At 37.7% G+C, this 18,679-nt stretch carries 15 protein-coding genes; 8 read left to right on the forward strand and 7 right to left on the reverse strand.

Features of this window, described 5'->3' with window-relative positions; translation table 11 throughout:
• Window positions 1–141: 141 nt before the first annotated feature.
• The 3 genes from ACPK8D_RS16755 to ACPK8D_RS16765 form a co-directional block, all read right to left on the reverse strand.
• The gene (locus ACPK8D_RS16755) at window positions 142–381 is read right to left on the reverse strand and encodes an MTH865 family protein (protein WP_424718993.1); all 240 of its coding nucleotides are present in this window, start codon (window positions 379–381) and stop codon (window positions 142–144) included.
• Window positions 382–921: 540 nt separating this feature from the next.
• Window positions 922–1,770, reverse strand: a complete 849-nt coding sequence (locus ACPK8D_RS16760) for a winged helix-turn-helix domain-containing protein (protein WP_424718995.1) — start codon at window positions 1,768–1,770, stop codon at window positions 922–924.
• Between the two features lie 255 nt (window positions 1,771–2,025).
• A complete protein-coding gene (locus ACPK8D_RS16765) occupies window positions 2,026–2,874 on the reverse strand; it encodes a methanogenesis marker 8 protein (protein ID WP_424718996.1) in 849 nt (282 codons plus the stop codon).
• 612 nt (window positions 2,875–3,486) lie between these two features.
• Here ACPK8D_RS16765 and ACPK8D_RS16770 point away from each other — a divergent pair.
• On the forward strand, window positions 3,487–4,983 hold the full coding sequence (locus ACPK8D_RS16770) for a hypothetical protein (protein WP_424718997.1): 1,497 nt from the start codon (window positions 3,487–3,489) through the stop codon (window positions 4,981–4,983).
• A gap of 1,460 nt (window positions 4,984–6,443) precedes the next feature.
• Here the strand turns inward: ACPK8D_RS16770 and ACPK8D_RS16775 are convergent.
• Both ACPK8D_RS16775 and ACPK8D_RS16780 read right to left on the reverse strand, forming a co-directional pair.
• On the reverse strand, window positions 6,444–7,745 hold the full coding sequence (locus ACPK8D_RS16775; protein WP_424718998.1) for a phenylacetate--CoA ligase family protein: 1,302 nt from the start codon (window positions 7,743–7,745) through the stop codon (window positions 6,444–6,446).
• A gap of 276 nt (window positions 7,746–8,021) precedes the next feature.
• Window positions 8,022–8,228: a hypothetical protein gene (locus ACPK8D_RS16780; protein WP_424718999.1), complete on the reverse strand. Its 207-nt coding sequence runs from the start codon at window positions 8,226–8,228 to the stop codon at window positions 8,022–8,024.
• 720 nt (window positions 8,229–8,948) lie between these two features.
• Between ACPK8D_RS16780 and ACPK8D_RS16785 the strand changes: the two genes are divergently transcribed.
• From ACPK8D_RS16785 to ACPK8D_RS16795, 3 genes are all read left to right on the forward strand, one after another.
• On the forward strand, window positions 8,949–9,134 hold the full coding sequence (locus ACPK8D_RS16785; RefSeq protein ID WP_424719000.1) for a hypothetical protein: 186 nt from the start codon (window positions 8,949–8,951) through the stop codon (window positions 9,132–9,134).
• Window positions 9,135–9,710: 576 nt separating this feature from the next.
• Window positions 9,711–9,995 carry a non-histone chromosomal MC1 family protein gene (locus ACPK8D_RS16790; RefSeq protein ID WP_424719006.1) on the forward strand — a complete coding sequence of 95 codons (285 nt, stop codon included), beginning with the start codon at window positions 9,711–9,713 and terminating at the stop codon, window positions 9,993–9,995.
• A 244-nt stretch (window positions 9,996–10,239) separates the two neighbouring features.
• Window positions 10,240–10,656 (forward strand): hypothetical protein, encoded by a 417-nt coding sequence (locus tag ACPK8D_RS16795; RefSeq protein ID WP_424719001.1) that lies wholly within the window; start codon window positions 10,240–10,242, stop codon window positions 10,654–10,656.
• Window positions 10,657–11,458: 802 nt separating this feature from the next.
• On the opposite strand, the gene ACPK8D_RS16800 is transcribed toward ACPK8D_RS16795, so the two are convergent.
• Entirely contained in the window at window positions 11,459–11,608 is a 150-nt protein-coding gene (locus ACPK8D_RS16800; RefSeq protein WP_424719002.1) for a hypothetical protein, read from the reverse strand.
• 230 nt (window positions 11,609–11,838) lie between these two features.
• Between ACPK8D_RS16800 and ACPK8D_RS16805 the strand changes: the two genes are divergently transcribed.
• The 3 genes from ACPK8D_RS16805 (at window position 11,839) to ACPK8D_RS16815 (ending at window position 16,131) form a co-directional block, all read left to right on the forward strand.
• Window positions 11,839–13,128, forward strand: a complete 1,290-nt coding sequence (locus ACPK8D_RS16805; RefSeq protein WP_424719003.1) for a PKD domain-containing protein — start codon at window positions 11,839–11,841, stop codon at window positions 13,126–13,128.
• Window positions 13,129–13,924: 796 nt separating this feature from the next.
• Complete coding sequence (locus tag ACPK8D_RS16810) at window positions 13,925–14,899, forward strand: glycosyltransferase family 2 protein (protein ID WP_424719007.1); 975 nt, start codon at window positions 13,925–13,927, stop codon at window positions 14,897–14,899.
• Between the two features lie 605 nt (window positions 14,900–15,504).
• The gene (locus tag ACPK8D_RS16815; protein ID WP_424719004.1) at window positions 15,505–16,131 is read left to right on the forward strand and encodes a hypothetical protein; all 627 of its coding nucleotides are present in this window, start codon (window positions 15,505–15,507) and stop codon (window positions 16,129–16,131) included.
• Window positions 16,132–16,339: 208 nt separating this feature from the next.
• Here ACPK8D_RS16815 and ACPK8D_RS16820 read toward each other — a convergent pair whose 3' ends face one another.
• The gene (locus ACPK8D_RS16820; RefSeq protein WP_424719008.1) at window positions 16,340–17,200 is read right to left on the reverse strand and encodes an acyltransferase family protein; all 861 of its coding nucleotides are present in this window, start codon (window positions 17,198–17,200) and stop codon (window positions 16,340–16,342) included.
• A gap of 691 nt (window positions 17,201–17,891) precedes the next feature.
• Here ACPK8D_RS16820 and ACPK8D_RS16825 point away from each other — a divergent pair.
• Window positions 17,892–18,491 carry a methyltransferase family protein gene (locus tag ACPK8D_RS16825; RefSeq protein WP_424719005.1) on the forward strand — a complete coding sequence of 200 codons (600 nt, stop codon included), beginning with the start codon at window positions 17,892–17,894 and terminating at the stop codon, window positions 18,489–18,491.
• Window positions 18,492–18,679: the final 188 nt, after the last annotated feature.

The following is an 18,679-nucleotide window of genomic DNA, read 5'->3' on the forward strand; positions in this document are numbered from 1 at the left end:
AAACTTGAAACTACTTCACTGAAGCTTGGATTCAAGATAATCAATCGAACTCATGGTTACGAAAATAATTTTTAAATTCTTAATGATGTAGAAATAAACTTGGTTTTGGGATAGGCTCAATAGAAATAAAAGAGACAGGATTTAAAGCCCTGCTCTATCGACTATTGTGTCTGCCACCTGTTTTGCGTCTTTGAACGGGAAATCCTCTGCAGTCAGCAGTTTACCTGCTTCTCCGGCAGTAACTTCAAGGTCTCCTGCTTTGCATGTAGTGTCTGCACCCGCAGGAAAAGCAGCAAGCAATTCTTCGGGTGTGTTTATGGGAAACTTTGCATCTTTAAGTCCTGCAACAATCTGCCTGTGAATCTCATCTCTTACAGCCATTTCTTATCCCTCTAATTCTCTTTTTTCTTGTTTTTTCCTTTTTTCTTGTTTTTTTCTATTCTTCTTTTTTATCCTGTGTTATTTTTGCTTCTTTAAAGCCCAATATTCTCGAAATAAATGGAACAGATTCTTCAATAATCTCTTATTGGCAGGTTATTGATATATACTTAATCGGCATTGGAGTGTAGTAACTACACTCCAGTGTATTGCAGGAGCCCTCTATATTCACACGGCTTGAGCCGGAAAGGTATTGGTGGAATAAAAAAGAGGTAAAGGAGTTTGATTAAATAAAAACAGGAACAACGAGGTTTGATTAAATAGAAATAAGAGTAAAAGGCTTTGAGGAGATAAAAAACAATAAACGAGAACCTCAACCGTGCTGAAAAGTAACAAAATTTTCATCTCTACTAAAAGTCCCGGTACAGTTCCAGTACTGAAGTCTCAGTAACTTGCAGTAATGATTAAAATAAAAAACTGAAATAAATTAGCAGTAGATAATCAGTAATTAATCCTTAGCTATTCTGGACCGGAACCATAAAATCAAATCCGGCTCTTCTCCCCGATTCGGGAGAGTATCTCTTTGGGATTCCGTAGCTGGGAAGCCTGAAGTGAAGAATAGATCTCGTTTAAACCCTGGAGAATTTTGAAACCTTTTTCGGTGATCATATAGTCTCCTCTTTCGTGCTGTTGCAGGATCAGTCCGCTCTCCGTAAGCTTCTGGAGGTGAAAAAGCAGGTTTCCTCCTCTGAGACCTGTAAGTTCGGAAAAAGCTGAAAAACTTTTCGTTTCAAATGCGACGGCTCTAAGAATTTCAAGACGCTGCGGGTTTGAGACCGGCTCAAGAATTTCGCTCATGACAGCGCAGGTTTCAAGGGCTGTAATAGCTGGTTTCTGTTCCTGATTCTCTGCATAAATCTTCATAGAACGCATTAAGTTGACCTGTTTTACCAGGAGGCTCGATACTTCGGAAAAGCACTTCTCACATTTAGTGTAAGGGGCTCCGCATCTCAGTTCTTCAAGCTTTTTTCGATTTTTCGAGATTAACGTATCCTCAACTTTACTTCGTTTTATTAGCCCGGCATTCTGCTGCAGGAGGGCTGTAAATGCCGAAGTGCAGTTTTCCTTTTCAGGACACTTTTTCACCATATTTTGCTCAAGCCCGGTCTCGATATCTTCGAAAAGGTGATTGAGAAGTGCATTTGAATAATTTTCTCTTAAGCTTTCAAAGGCAGCTTCGAAACGCAGCCTGTTGGTGTATTCCATAACTTTTTTAATATCACTGTGCATTTCGGAAAGTTTCTCTTTGATAGCCTGTACTTCCAGAGTCTCCTGGCTTTCATAGGTTATCGGGCTCTCAGGATGGCTTTCCTTCTTACATCCATTATTCATATTTTTATATCTTCCTACCTTATTTTTAAAGTTTCTGTTACAACTCTTAAGGTCATTCCGATGTATAAACTTTTTAAGCCCGAAGAAAGTGCTCAGGAAACTTCATTCCAGTGCTTCTCAAGAACAGATTAAAAAAGCAAAATAAATTCAACAAAAGAAAAAATAAAAAGAAAAAAAATAAAAAAATTAAGGCTCAAAAGCCGTCTTAAAGCCAGCTTTAAAAGCTATTTTAAGAGTCAACTTTAAAAGCAGTTTTTACTTCAGCTCTCTGGGTTGCTTTTTTTCTGGCAGCACCGGCAGGGGCATGGTATTGATCAGAAGCGGGCTTTTGATATCTTTTGCCCTTTCGATCACAAGTTCCTTTCCTTTCTGGGTAATGGCGAAAAGAGGAACCGCAGTTCCGACCTGGGCGAGAGGCTTTACAATGTCCCGCACGTACTTCGAGGCACAGCTGGTTGTGATATCGGCGTTTTCAACAAGGATCCGGGCTTCCTCTTCATTTAAACCTGTGGTATGCACGCCAATTATTATCAGGTCAAGCCCGAGTTCGGATTCAAGCTCCCGTAGCTCTTTTGCGGTTTCCGCGAAAGCTACGGTTACTGCGATTTTCCTGTATCCGAGTTCGGCTGCCCTTTTCACTCCTGCAACCGGATCCATTTTTGCAGTCGAGGGGTCGAGCACGATCCCGCCGCGTTCCTGAATCCCGTTGATGATTCCGTCAATGGGCTCGGTTTCGACAAGCCCGGACATCCTGCCGCCCATGCCCTGGACAAGGATAGGGTTGTTGGAAATAACGGTCCCTGCCCCTTCGCATGCGGTTACGGTTGTGTCAAGCAGGCCCCGGCTCAGCCCTGTCATCATGACTTCAGAAGCCCCGAACCCTACAAAGTCCTCAAGCTCCAGCCTGCGTTTGTCCGTGAACATCCCGAAATCACTTATCCTGAACTCCATATTCTTCCTGACTTCTTCCGGGGTTATCCTCTGGATTCCACGTATCTTGGCAAAGAGAGGGCACCATTCGACTTCAGGCTGGCCGACTTCGATAACCTTCCCATCTCTTATGACTACTCTTGTTTTTCCAAGCAATTCTATTATATGAGGCATGGTTACACCTTTTTAATCTGGCAAAATAACAATTGTTAAGAAATTAAGATCCGATGAAAATAGCAGTTAAGGTTTGTGGCTATTTATATAATAGCTTTTGGTTTTGGGGTTTTGATTTTTGGAGGCGTTACAAAATAAATTTTATTGTTTTGAGCGGGTAAAATGTACAAACTTCAGATTCTAGTTTTTTCAGACCCCTATTTGGCAAAATTTATGCTTTTCAACTTTTTTGCATACTTTACGTAAAGGCCGCTCTCCTACGTCGAGCATGGACGTACCCAGGGTTCTTAAAAGTGAATCTCTCTGCTCTGCTAGCTGAGAAGTAGAAAATGAACTAAGCTAACAGTGTTGCTGAAAATGGAAGATAGTAAGAAGCCATGCAGGACGGTTAACAGATTAACTATCCAAGTTTAGCTAATGTTCCACCAAGGTTTATAATATATTTAATGATAATTATAATATAGGTCGCAAGGATTTACACTTAATTTTTAGAAAAAAAATAAAAAGAATTCCGTCTTGAAGATGTTAAGAGATCTTCTCTTTTTTAAATATTCTTCTTTTTATGTGTAATTCTTTGCGGAAATAAGTATAGATATGGGGGGAACATGGTATATGAAAAATTATATCTTACTTCTACTGCTTGGAGTTTTGTTTACGACGTTTACGGGAAATGCCCTTGCACAGGATATGGAAGCAAATGACACAGAGATTTTTCAACAGGCTTTAGAACAGGATGGATTCACTGTACAGGAAGGTGAGCTGGGTTATTTTGATTTAATCAGGTTATTAGAGGAAGGAGTATTGCCTTCTGCATATGGAAACAATCCCACCACAAAATATGTGGCATATTTTGTTCCAGCGCCAACCGGTTCTGAAGTAGATGAACGGGTTTCTAAACTAACAAGTACGCTCGGGATGAGCGGGAATACAACTCCAATCTGGAACCTTCGTCCTGATGAGGCTGTTGTTTTCGTGGGAAGAACACCACCTGAATGCAGGTACTTCAGCTACGATCATTACATAATGCACAGGACATATGGGAACGAGAGAGGCTGGCTCTTTTCCAACATAGCGGATACGGTAAACAACCAGGTTATCAAAACCGAAGGTACTCCAGATGGGCAGCCCGGAAATCCTTTCAATCAAACCACGGTAATAATCATTACGGCTGACAGAGGCATTGATCAGCGTATCCGGGCTGCTGCCCAATTAGCGGGGTATTCAGACAACATAACCAATACCCAGGTGCTTCCTTCATCCATATTAAACATGGGCCTGGAGAACGATTCCGATACATTTGCCGCATTTGTCCGTCCAGCCTTATTCAATGACACTCAGGCTGGTGACGATTACATAAATAATACACCTGCAACTGTTTTCAGGATTACTCCCAATAATAATACGGAGCTGGACCCGTATGATTATCCGGAGCTAAGGGTCCGCGGAACCGGGCAAACAGAGTTTGAGCTTATGGATGATCTTGAAGAGCTGAGAATTGCGATCCTCGAAAGATATAACGAATCAAATGCCACAGAGCTTCCGACCAGTCAGGCAGTTCCTGTAGGGAGTGATGCTATTCAGAGAGGAATCAACGGTGTAGGTCCTAACAACGATGCATGCTATCTATGGACAGCAAACCAGACTGCCTCTTCGCCAACGCCTCCTTTCTTTAATACCTCGGAATACTATCCTTTCCTGCGAGACCCGGCAATTACTCTTGGCAACAATACCGATGAATTCATAATTGTCTACGGGGTCAATCATGTAGCCACAGGAAAGGCGACGTACTCGAACTTCGCAATATACGGAGCGGATGTGTGGAACGGCGTTAGAGCAATAACTGACGAAGATTTCAATGGATCTGCTGAGGAATATCTTCCTGACAATCCTAACGCGAAATACCTGTATGTCTACAAGCTCGCCAGGAACTGCAGTGAAGGTGATCAATACTGCTATGGGGTTCCCTATGGTATGGGACCTCACGGCATAGAACTGGATCAACCGCTTTTCATTGGCTGGAGAGCCTACATGGAAAACACAACAAAGACCGGGCCAGCCTACTCAGAGGTCGTGTACGACCGGGCTATAAAGCTCGACCCAAAGGATTGAGGGTAGAAGGGACTGGGATATTAAGGTCAATTCAAGCTCTGGCTGGAATGTGTTACCTGCAAACACATTTCTTCATTTTTGATACGATGTAACTTACGCGCTTGAGGGACAAAATCAGATACAATAGGTGTTGAGGCTAAATTTTTTTGGACAGTTAGAGATTTAACATTATTTATCTTTCAGTTCAACTGCGTAAGTTCCATTAATTATTTCTTACCAGTCTATTTTCCTGGTAAATGAAAAATGTTGCTGTGATCATAATGCCCTGAATAAAAACTCCATTGAGCACCGCTAAGTTTCTCAAAGTATATACTATTCTCTAGTAATAAAAAATTTAATTATATATTTTTCGAAACAGGCTAAATAGCATTCCTATAATTATCTCCAGCTTCAAGCAAAAATTACTCCATGCCTTTCGAAAGTCGCAAGCATCGAGTGACAACATTGTAAACTATAAGGTTCGTTTAAATTTTTTAGTTGACGAAAAAAGGAACCAGGAGACATCACCCACATCCTGTGCCTCCTGAAAGTTTTAAAAATGAATAAAAGAGCTATGATGAGCTTGAAATTTTTTATGCCAAGCTATTTTTCGATTGAAAACAATTTTTGATATAATTTATTTAATATAATTTATGCTATTATTATGTGCTGGAGTGGGGGAACAGAGCTAGGGTATCATCAATTAAATAAAAGAATCGCCTGGGAGTCGCTGATCCATCTTTTCGAATCAATATGCTTGGGGGAGCATAAATTCGGAGAGGCTGTATTGGGGGATACAGTACGATAGCGTCTCTGGGCTTCTTCTTGCATTGTATATCAAGAATTGTTTATTCATTTAAAAATAGAAACTCAAGGAGTTTTATTCATGAAACATCTAAAAATATGTCCAAAATGCAATGCTAGCCTTAAATTGCGCTCAGATGGCAAGACGCAGTACTGTGATATTTGCAGTTACTGGACAAAAGTAGGTACAGCAAGACTCGATTCAATAATGATTTATGGATGAGGATTCTGCATAGGGATTGACGAAATGACGAAATTTTAGAATATTCGGGATCATCTTTCTACTACGGTTTTACCTCCTGCATAGACGAGAGGGAGGGCAGGGAGGAGAATAATAAACTCCTCCTGATTCTTTTTTATATTTAAAGCGTTATAAAATAAATTTTGTTATTTAGAGCAGTTAGAAAGAAAAATTCAAGTTTTAGCTTTATCAGGGCTTCATTTGTAAAAATAAAGGAAATTCAGCTTTTTTACAGGCTTTGCTTGCGGGACAAGCCGCTATACCTCGTCGAGTGTGTGATTGCCTGAGGCCCTAAAAAAAGTAATCCAGGCTGACTGCTATTTATAAGAACTAAATTTAGATCTGGTTTGACGGATGCAAAAAAGTAAGGGAATCAGAGAACAAAAATTCCCTGATCGCTTAAGTTACCAAAAAGTAATTCAAAGCTGTGCGGGTCTCAGAGCTCCGGGCGCCTGTCAATGATTCTCTTTGCCTTGCCAGCGGTCCTTTCGATACTGCCTTTCTCAAGGAGTTCGACATTTGTGCGGATATTCAGGACGGCTTTGAGCTCGTGCTGGACATGGTCCTGGACGGCTTTGAGATCTTTGAGGTCGCCGGTAAAGGCATTATCTTCGAGTTCCACTTCAATTGTGAGTTCATCAAGCATGTGTTTGTTGCGGTCCAGGATGAGCTGGAAGTGTTCGCCCACCTGCGGGATGCGGGAGATGACGTCCTGAATCTGGGATGGAAAAACATTGATGCCCCGGACTATCAGCATATCGTCGGCCCTGCCCATGAGGCGGGAGATTCTTGTGGTTGTCCTGCCGCAGTCGCATTCCGATTCAAGAAGCCTTGTCATGTCGCCTGTGCGGTATCGGATGTTACAGAAACCTTCCTTGTTGATGGAAGTGAGGACAAGTTCGCCTTTTTCGCCTTCCGAGACCTGCTCTCCGTTTTCGTCAAGAACTTCGACAAGGAAATTGTCGCTCCAGATGTGCAGGCCATTCTGCTCCTGGCATTCAAAACCAACGCCTGGCCCGAACATTTCGGAAAGGCCGTAACAGTCGTAGGCTTTGAGGTTGAGCCGCTTTTCAAGCTGCTTCCGCGTGTTTTCCGACCAGGGTTCCCCACCGAAGATTGCGGCTTTTAAGGAGAGCTTGTCCACGATGTCCAGTTCTTCTGCAGTTTCGGCAAGGTAAAAGGCATAGGAGGGGGTGCAATGGACTGCCGTTACCCCGAAATCGATCATCATCTCAAGCTGCCGGGCGGTATTTCCGGTTGCAGCCGGCACGACCATTGCGCCCATTCTTTCTACCCCATAATGGAAGCCCAGGCCCCCGGTAAAGAGCCCGTAATTCATGGAGTTCTGAACGGTGTCGCCTTTTGAAAGCCCTATCATCGTGAGGTTCCGGGCATTCATATCCGACCAGGTCTCGATATCTTTTGCCGTGTACCCTACGACGGTCGGTTTCCCGCTGGTTCCTGAGGAAGCATGGATGCGTACTATGTCTTCTTTCCTGGCAGCAAAAAGCCCGAAAGGATAATTGTCCCGAAGGTCGGTCTTCCGCGTAAAAGGCACTTTACGGATATCGTCGAGGGTCTTGATATCCTCGGGAGTAACTCCGGCTTCCTTGAATTTCTGCCTGTAAAAAGGAACATTGTCATAGACCAGCTTTAAGCTCTGTTGAAGGCGTTTAAGCTGCAATCTCTTCAGTTCTTCGGGATCCATTGTCTCATATTTCGGCTGCCAGTATTTCATTAACAGAACCTTCTTTTGATTTGTGAAACCGTTCTCAGGTTATAAATTTTAATTCATGAATGCCATGCCTCTGCATGTCATGATATATTAAATAATCTTATGAGTAATATAAAATGTTTGGAAAAATCCTTCTGTACTGTAATCCTTCCCACATATAAACATTGTTGAGGTGAGGGGATTTGAATTGGGAAGGTTGAGAAATCTAATATTTCGCTTGTGAAGGGGAAGCAATGAATGTGAATTGACTTAGAAATGCCTCAAAAATGATTTAAAAATTCAAGAATTTTCTGTATCTGCTGAATGTGGACATTTTTTTGCAACTATGTATGCGTACATCAACGTCCCCAGCCACCCACCAGCCGCTCCCAGTTGAGTCCAATCTCCTGAAATTTTATATAATTTCACAACGAGTAAGACATTAAGAACTGAAAATACCATCACAAGGATGTGTAATCTCTTTCCAAAATGTGCAGTAACTTGCATTGATCCTACCCTATTTCGTAGCCTTACTCTTTATCCTTTTAAGCGTTTTACTATTTTTATTTTTTCTGGTTTCTTCAGGAGTTAATGCCAAAATTGTCTGGTAATGTCAAGGTTATCTGGTTAATCTCCTCCATATTAACGAAAGTCTATGGCCTAACTGAATCTAAAGGACGTCCCCAATAATATCTACTTCCTTTCTTCTTGAAAGCAACCATCTTCAACCTCAAATCAGTATAAGTTGATACAAACTAGTTCCAAAATATATAAATAGAGTGCGTTCTGCTATATTGTATGGAGGTCATAAATGGAAGACAAACTAGAAGAAGTTGAGAGAGATTACATAGAATTCAGAAAAGAAATGGAGGAAGAAGACAGAAAGAATGAAAGACAGCATCAAAAAATCCAGGTAACGAGGGATTCATGAGTTAATTTCTTAGTTCAATCGAATCAATCGTGTATTACATCCATAAACCCCGTAAAATCCAGTGCTATTAAATATACTTCAGCTCCGAATTGGAATATCAATAATATTTTTATGTAAATATAAAGGACTATATATTGATGTTTATTAGAATAAATACTTCAATGTAAGATATGTATATATATTGTGAGTTATATATATGTATTAATTACATAGTAGCGTTTTTAGTTTTTATAGATTTTTGATTGATTACAACTATAGAATACTGAAAAATGAAGGTTTAATCTAGGGAGCATTTTATGGAACTTATGGATCATTCGATAACTTTCAGGCAAAAAAATCTGGTAATAAAGTCTCTTCGATATATGGAAAGGCATAAAAAAATTAGTCAGTACTGCGGTGAATCCGGAAAGAACTGGACTGAGTTATCCTTTGATGAGGCAAGTAACTTAATCCGGATGCTCGATAAGATGCCCTGGCAGTAACTATTTTTTAGCATTTGCTCACTCTTTCCTGTTGAGTTTCAAATAAATGAACTCAACAAGCTGGAGGGTCTAAACCCCTTAAAGTATGGGGATTGAAGGAGGTTTGAACACCAGAAGTCATCATCTTTAATATTTTATATACCTTAAAGAGTCGGAAATAAGTCGGACAGAAGTTCGAATCCTATCCTTCGCGCTAAATTGTGGGGTTATAGATAATCCAGATTTTTTGTACGCTACTGTAATATGTTTACTGTAATATGTTAACAGTACTGTTTTTTAAAATTTATAAATTTATATTATTCGTTTGTATTTGGTTGAGATACGATCCATAGGAAATGTTATTTTCGTTGCCGCTTTTATAAACCTATAAATGTAAAACGAAATGAATAGATGATTGCAGTAGTTATTTTAACGCTGACACATTCCTTAACCGAATACAAATGAGGCAAAATCTAATTAATCCTCTTGGTAAGGATTTTTTGCATAAACTAATCACAGTCGGCAACATCCTCATAAAGTTTTTATATATTTAAGAACATAATCAGTATCTAGCAACTAACTTTTGAGGTGATCATTATATCCGACATGAGAAATTTTGTTTTGCGCGACGAAGACGGTAGTGAGCACGGTGTTTTTACTGGAAAACAACCCCGACAGGCTGCCCTGAAAGCTGCAAATAGATGTAACGGAACCAAATCCGAACCAGTTACTATCCGACTCAGGGAACGCGGTACAAAGAAAGTGCAAGTGTTCAAGGCATGGAAGGAAATTGTTAAAGCCCCAGAAAATAGACCTAGCTGGATGCCAGAGGAAATAAGCAAGCCCTTTGTCAAAAAAGAGAAAATAGAAACAATCGAATAAATAAAGGAAACAAAAGGAAAATAGGTTTTATATGGGCTCATCCCAAAACCAATTTTATTCTCAAATTAGTAAAGTTTCAGAACTGTTTTTCATGACAGAAACTCGATTGATTATTCGGAATACAGGATTCTGAGAGGTAATTTTGAGTTTTGGGATCAGTTCATTATATAAAAATAGTTAGGTATTTTGCCTTTGCTATTTTTTATAGATATGTTTAATACACATCTTTTCAATTATTTTACACATGTCATATCTTCAGGATGAATTTAATAAATTCTTAAATGCTGAAAGTTGTTATTTTAACCAAAAAGAACTTCTTGAAAGAAAAGAACGAGCTGTTCAGTTATTTTTGATAATTTTTGGTTTGATTTTATCTTATAGTTGGAAATCTGATATTTTAGACGGTGCCTTACCTTTGTTATTTTTCGTTTTCATTGCATCAATTTTGTTATATTATTCAATTCTTCCTAGTAGTTTTGTTAATGGTGAGTTTAGAACTATCATTCGGGGACTTGCCATAATAATTGCTGTCGTTTTTAGTTCTGCTTTAATTTTAGTCTTTAGCAGTATTATTACTGAATATTCAGGGTCTATTTTGTTGGTTTTGTTTTTAATGCTTGCATCGGTTTTTGCTTTGATTTTGAGATTGTTTTATGTCTGAATGTTTAACTTGGTTGTTGTTTACTCAAACCTACGAAGATTATTCGGTTTTTTAATGCTTTATTTAATTAATAAGAAAAAATGTTTTTTGATTATAGGAATTCATGAGCAATGTTTTTAAAAATTTTGGAAAAAGATTTTTTTGAAAAAAACGTTTTTGTGAAAAACTCGTTTTAAAAACACTTATTTAAAAAGCTAAAAAATGAGTTAAAAATATTTTTTAAAAAGCTTAAAAAAGATTTTTGTGAAAATATTTAGTTTTTTTCTTTTCTTTAAGCCTTTAACTTTAAAATTTAACCTCAAACTTAAAAAACATGCCTTCCAAATCGTAAAACTTAGCCCTTAATCGTAAAATCAAAACTTTTCTTAAACCTAAACTTGGCCTCCAGAAACCAAATTTCCCCAGGCTTTAACTCTCTCTAAAACATGGCTGTTGAGCGTGAAAGGCTTATCACTTTTGGCGTTTTGCTTCATGTAATGTAAAGTTCTCTTCGAAAAACCTAATTTTTTCCAATTAACATAAGAAATGTTAAGGATTTTTTGCCTGATTTCTTGAGAATCAACCCTAAAAACCCCAAATTCAGGATTAATAAAATCAAGTCTTCTGGTTTTTTCTGTTAAATAATGGCTTAACTCCCTGATTTTTAAGAGTAAAATCGACCCACAGGTTGTCTGCTTATCCCATAACCTACTTAAACATAAAAACTTTTAGGAATTCTGGCACTTATTTTGATCTTGCCTTCTTTTGTGGGCATTTTATAATACAAAGAGTTCACACTAAAAGATAACTGCTCATGTCTAATCTAAGCACTAATATCTTGAGGTTTCCCACTTCTTGATTTATCCACCAGGCCTTCTTTAACCCCAGGATCTAAAACTCTTTTTATCCATTTTCTTACAGTTTTGTAGTCTACTTTCAATTCTCTGGAGAACAGGTAAATCAATGACATCAAATCATTCAACTCCTATAATTAATAAATATTGTACAAATTTAAAAAGAGTTTTATAGAAGGACAAATTATGTTTATATTCAGCAGCATTGAGAATACTGGGATCTCAAACTGAGAGCTTCTTTTACTTTAACCTCGGTAGAATCGATGCTCGCTAGCGAAAATTAAAGTACATTAAATAATGCCAAAAGAATAGCGATAAAGGGGGAAGTAGCATTAAAACTAGTAAATACTTGTATCCAGCATTCTTAGTATTAAAAGTCTTAATTTTATTCATAATACTCGTTCCGGCTACAGTATCCGCATCTGCCGACCAGAACTCCTCGATAGTAGATACATATGAAAACTCCTCGATAGTGAATACATATGTTTATATTACGAATTCTAACTGTCACTCTGTCTCGGTGATTGACACAGCTACAAACACTGTGATAGATACGGTGAAAGTAGGAGCCTATCCTATAGGAGTTGCAGTCGCTCCAGACGGATCAAAAGTGTATGTGGCAAACTCAGGCAACGACACTGTCTCTGTTATTGATACAGCTACAAATAGTGTTACAGCCACGGTAAATGTGGGAGTGATTCCATTTGGAGTTGCAATTAATCCGGATGGAACAATGGTATATGTGACGAACTTTAACAGCAGCAATGTCTCTGTAATTAACACATCCACTGACAGTGTTATAGCCACTGTGGATGTAGAAAGTATTCCCAGAGGAGTTGCAGTCGTTCCAGACGGATCAAAGGTATATGTGGCAAATTCAGGCAATAACTCTGTTTCTGTAATTAATACAACCACTAACAGTGTGACATTCAATGTGAGCGTGGGTGACAAGCCAATTGGAGTCGCAGTCTCCATGGATGGATCAAAGGTATATGTGGCAAACCACAAAAACGAATCAGTCTCCGTAATTGACACAACTACAAATACAGTTACATCCACTATGAATGTTGGATATGGGCCCTGGGGAGTTGCAGCCTCTCCGGATGGATCAAAGGTATATGTGACGAACGCAGAAGGAACTGTTTCTGTAATTAGCACAGCCACGAACGATGTTACAGAGACTGTGGATGTAGAAGAATTTCCAATAGGAGTTTCTGTTGTCCCTGATGGGTCAAAGGTATATGTGACAAATTCTGATAGTAACAATGTCTCTGTAATTGACACGGCAACAAACACAGTTACAGCCACGGTAAAAGTGGGAAGCAATCCTGTTTCTTTTGGTCAGTCTATAGGAGTCAAACAAATTCTTATAGAAAATGAACCGGTTCTCCCGATTGCTGAATTCTCTGCATGTTATGTCTGTGGAAAAGCACCTTTAACAGTGAAATTCATAGAGAATAGTACAGGTTCACCCACTTCATGGTCCTGGGACTTTGGCGATAATTGTACTTCAACAGCCCAGAATCCTGTACATAAATACTGTAAAGCAGGAGAGTACACTGTAAGCTTAACAGTGAAAAATGCTGCGGGTTGCGACATTGAGAACAAGAACCAGTATATTATAGTAAAATGTAAGTAAATATCTAGATATCTGTATAAAAAACTAAATAGAAAAATATCATCCAACAGGTAATGGGCGCATGGGGTCTGAGTTTTTCGCACTCTCTGTTTCTGTCAGTGTTAAAAAGACAGGCCTGAACCTCATTACCTGAATTTTCAACATATTTTTAGTGGATCATGCTCGCGAATTATGGAGCAGGACCTGAAAATAAACATTTTAATAATATTAACTTTTCACGTTCATCTAAAACATCAAATTTAGTTTCAGGAAATCTTTGACTCAGGAAATCAAGGACAGCCCTGGACTTATCAAATTTAGTTTCAATAAACTTTTTTGTAATTTCAACTCTTTTTTCCTTGTCTTCAAAATCATGAACTGAGCAAATTTAGTTTTTACATTGGTACTTTCTTAAAGAGGAAGCACTATTAAAATGTTTTTATATATACAAAATATAATGTAGTTGGAATAAAAAAAGAATTAAGAACTGAGGTTTTTTGATTGATGTTTGAAATCATAAATAACTCTTCTAAACTCACTCATCATATTGTTACTGATATTATACTAAATCTAAACATTGTTTTTCTCAGTGCCTGCTGATACGAAACATAATCGTACTTTTATATGTAAATTATTATATATCTTGATTAATATACTCATTTTATTTGAAAGGGGGATTGCAAGCGGTGGTTTTTTAGAAGATCTGGTTACTGCAGGCTTTCTAAATTGTAGAAGTGAACGACCTCTCCCCTTCTTAAGAGGTTAATATAACTGAATATTATAAGGAGGCGGTTTTCTGGTTAAATTTTCAGTTGTTATTCCTCTTTACAATAAAGAGCCACACGTTAAGAGAGCATTAGATTCTGTCATAAGCCAGACAGTTCAGGATTTTGAAATAATTGTGGTAAATGACGGATCAACAGATAAAAGTGCAGATATAGTAAAGAGTTTCATTGATGCCAGAATTCGGTTAATCAACCAAAAAAACGCAGGTGTCTCAGTAGCACGTAATAGAGGTATTGATGCAGCTAAATCCGAGCTTATAGCTTTTTTAGATGCAGATGACGAATGGTTGCCAGATTATCTTGAAACAATCCTGAGGCTGATGGAAAAATATCCGGATGCGGGTTTATATGCAACTTCACTGAAAACTGAATTTATTGATAATGTGTTAATGGATAAAGATAAAGAATTAAGAAAGCTTATTCCAGATGAAGGATTAATATTAAATTATTTTAAAGTAAACCTGAAAGATATATCACATAAAGATATATTTTATACATCTTCAGTAACCGTTCCTAAAAAGATATTTTCAGAGGTTGGAAAATTTCAGACCGGCTTCTGGTGGGGAGAAGATATTGATATGTGGGGTAGAATTGCCCTGAAATATCCGTTTGCATACAGCAGCCGGGTATGTGCCGTATATTATCAAAACGTTGTCAACAGTGCTGCATACAGAAAAAAGCCTGTACAGGGTCATCCTTTAATAAAAACGGCAAAAGAGGCTCTAAAGCTTGGTAGAGTGCCACACGACGTAATAAAAGATTTAGAAGAATATATAAAATTCGTGGAGATGTGCACAGCAAAACACAACGCAGAAGCTGGCGATAAAGATCTGGCTTTCAACCTTTTAACGAGAAATGATATCAAATTAGCCTATAAAAAATTATTACTTAGCACAATTCTCTCAACGAGCATCGAAAACAATTTTCCAACGATTTTTAAACTCGTATTTAAAAATAACATTTTTGCAGGAAATATATTCAAACCACAATCTAAAAAACAGAATTAAACAAATTAATTAACTTTAATCTCTCAAATAATCTTATGAAAGCCACTATTGATATTGTTTTACCTTGAATACATAGTTGTTGAGTTTATCCCAAAACCAATTTCATTGTTGATTTTGAGAGTTTTTAGGATGGCTTTCTTGATTTTTGAGAGTTTTTAAGACGACTTTTTTGGTTTTTGGGTTTGGCAATGGGTCATAACTCCATTTTTCTTGCATGATGCAGAATAATTGGGTTAAGAAAAAAGCATGGGAAAAAAGAAAGAAGAAAATAGGAAAGTGACAGAAGAGAGTAACTCTGGAAATTGATATTATTTTTCTCCAGGCTTCTTAACCTCAAGTTGTAATCTCAGTTACAATGAAATTTTTTATCCATTGTACCTTTTTTAACTAGGCTGTAGAATAAAAAGATCTGAATTGAGACTCTTTGGAAATAATTAGCTAGTTTTTAAAAATATATTATTTTTTGGATTATTCATATTAATTGGCGTAAATATAGTCTAAGATAAGAATATGGATCGGATAGAGATCAGAAGGAATAAAAATACCTTGATAGTTATTAAGATCGATTTCCTGCGAAGCAGGAACAATTCTTCAGGATGGTCTATATGAAAAAAATGCTTACAGGTTTAGTTTTAGTTCTGGTGATTTTTTTTAGTGGATGCGTTTCGATGTCATATGATGCGAAAGTGAACAGCAGCGGAGGAATTGAAGAATATAATATGACAATGGATACAAATTCCTATGTGTACTCAGCATTAAATTCACAGATGTTAGAAGAAGATGGAGAATCATTAAGAGACGGTATTATTTCTAAAGGCGGAGAGTATAATGAAGTATGGGATGGCGACAAGGTGAAAATACAGATTAGTGGGTTATCGTCTCAAAACGCATCTGTAGAAAAAAACAAGGATTATATCATTTATAGAGATCAAATAGGGGAACTGAGTACATATGACGAAAGTGAAGAAGATGAAGAAGACCTTCTTGGTATGAATGAAGCTATGGACTCTGCCATACAGGTTCACTACTATCTGGAGATGCCGAATGAAATTATTGAGTCCAATGCCGATCATATAGAAGGAAATAAAGCTGAATGGCACATGCTTAATTCAACATCGATAAGAGATGTCTATGCAAAGTGTGAAACCCCTTCTTTATTGCCTGGAATGGGATTGTTTAATACTCTAGTTACACTTTTGATCATGGCATTCGTAGTAAAAAGGAAATTCTGAGGTTACTAAAATTAAATTAACTTATATAATTTAGGATATGTAAGTAATACCCTAAATTATACATTTTTACTTTCTGTTTTTAACTAAAAAATTGTGTGACTTAAAATTAGTGCTTCTGTCTAACAAAAGATTATGCTTGTCTATTCAGTTTATTTATATAGCTATATACAGCTCAAATAATTTATGGGGCTTTCTCTTTATTTTATCTTCAGTAAATAACATCAGATTTTTTTGTAGCTACGTAGCTATATAGAACATTTAGAATATAATCTATTTTAGATTTTACCAGGTTATCTGCTTTCATAAGAACAAAAGAATAGATGGGTAAGGCAATAAAAAACATGACCGTGTTATATTCCAGGTGGCCTATAATAATCACGTTTGTTAGAAACATATAAAACGCAAGGTCAGATACAAATATAAGGTTTTTATCTGTGTTAACTGTTTTATTATATAGTCCCATGTGGGCGATAAACATCCCGAAAACAAAATACATAATATAGGTTTCCGGGGTTCCTATATTTATACTCCTGTGAAAATATATGGTACTGAAAACAGTTATAAAAATGGAAATAAATAAAGTAATATATGGAGAATTTTTAATAAATTTTAAGATTAAAGGATATGCTATGTAAAAAGGAACAATTAAACCTACAAACCAGGACATCTGGTTATATAAAACCGCGTACATTCCGTAAACCGTTTTATTGTAAACAACTGTACCTGTAAGCTGAACTATCATACTTTCTAAAGTTTGTTGTTTTAAGCCATCGGGATAAAATATAATTGCCATGAGGATAGATAGCCAGAGTGCAGGATAAATCCGTAAGGTTCGTTTATAGTAAAATTTTAAAATATCCGGGGTTCCGTGAAATTCGTTTTTGCTTAAATATAAGAGGGCTCCGCTGATAAATACAAAAATGATTACTCCCGCCTTACCTAAAGACAATGTTTCGATGCCGAAAAAGGGGAACATTGGTAATTTGTACAAGTGGTGAATAATTACCATAGAAATTGCAATTATTCTTAGAATATCAAAAAGTAACAGTCTTTGTTTAATCTCAGTTATTTATATCCCTCACAAAATATCCTCTGCTGAACTTTGCCGCTTCAGGTTTTTTCACATGCTAACATTTTCGTCTTCTAAAATCCTTCAGGCTCATCTGTCAGCACACTAGACAGTGAACAAAAGATATCACAGACTCTATATAGAGGTTCCTGAATTTGTATTTTGCATAAATCAAGGTTCTGCCTGTACTATCAAAAACAGGAAAAATCAAAAAAGGAGAACTGGAAAATTATAAACCTGTCTTGGCATTTTGTTTCATGTAATGCACAGTTCCCCTGGAAAACCCCAATTTTTTCCAATCAACATAAGAAATGCTCAGGATTTTTTGCCTGATCTCTTGAGAATTAATCCTTTTAATTCCAAATTCCGAGCTAACAAAATTTCTGAAAAGCTTTCTGAAAAAGAATCTTTAAAAAGCCTCAAATAAATTTAAAAAAGTAAATAGCACGGATGAATTACCCCACCATCTATACAGGAACACTCCAGGCAGCTCGATAAGAGTGGCTGGGATTTCACCCGTTTCCTGTCACCTTCCTGTCGCTATACCCGTTGAGGTTGATTGGAACTTGACTTCTGTACCGTCTGCTCTATATCGCTTGAACTTCTAATATTTATCACGTATTATAATGTAAATTTTGATATTGATATGGAAATCTAAGCTACTAAATTAAAATAAGGGAGGATGCTGGAATTGGTTTCGTCCATAATTATCCTAGTTTTTTGCCTGGTAGCATTTGCAGCTATTCACAGCCTGACTGCGAGCCTGTCCTTCAAACGCTTTATTATGCGGGGTTTGGGTTCCAGGGCAGATAATCTGTATGTGCCAGTATACAGCCTCATTGCAGTGCTAACGCTATTGCCGCTCGTCTACCTGCTCTACAAAAATCCGGGACGGATTCTCTACATAATACCTTCACCCTGGCGCTGGATTATGGTCGGTGGGCAGTTAATTGCAGCAGTCATTGCCCCCATGGCTTTTCGGGATGGAGCCCATCGATTCAAAGTTCGCTCCCAGCTCTCTGCCCCACAGACGCCTGAAGCAGGCTCCCTGAAGATCCGGGGCATTTACCGATGGGTAAGGGATCCCTTCTTGCTCTCAGGCCTGGTCATTATCTGGCTCACTCCCATTATGACCTTGAATCTGCTTGTCATCTACCTTTTGACTACCATATATCTGTTTCTTGGGTCCTTTCACTGGGAAACAAGGCTTGTGGCACAGTTTGGTGACGAATATCGGGAGTATAAGAAACGGGTTCACAGGATAATTCCCGGATTAAGGGGGCGTTACTAGAGAAGAGATACTATTAGAGAAAAGGCATTATTGGAGAAGATTTATTCTTCCTGTATTGGAGGAGATTTTATTTTCATTCGAATACCCCGCAGCTTGCTGCGGGGATGAAAAACTTCCCCGAGAACCGTTGTTAAATAACCAATTTATATTTTCAACTACATTTGTAATGTAAATGGAACTAGGACGTG

Origin of the sequence: Methanosarcina sp. (assembly GCF_049706645.1) — an archaeon.
Lineage (GTDB): Archaea > Halobacteriota > Methanosarcinia > Methanosarcinales > Methanosarcinaceae > Methanosarcina.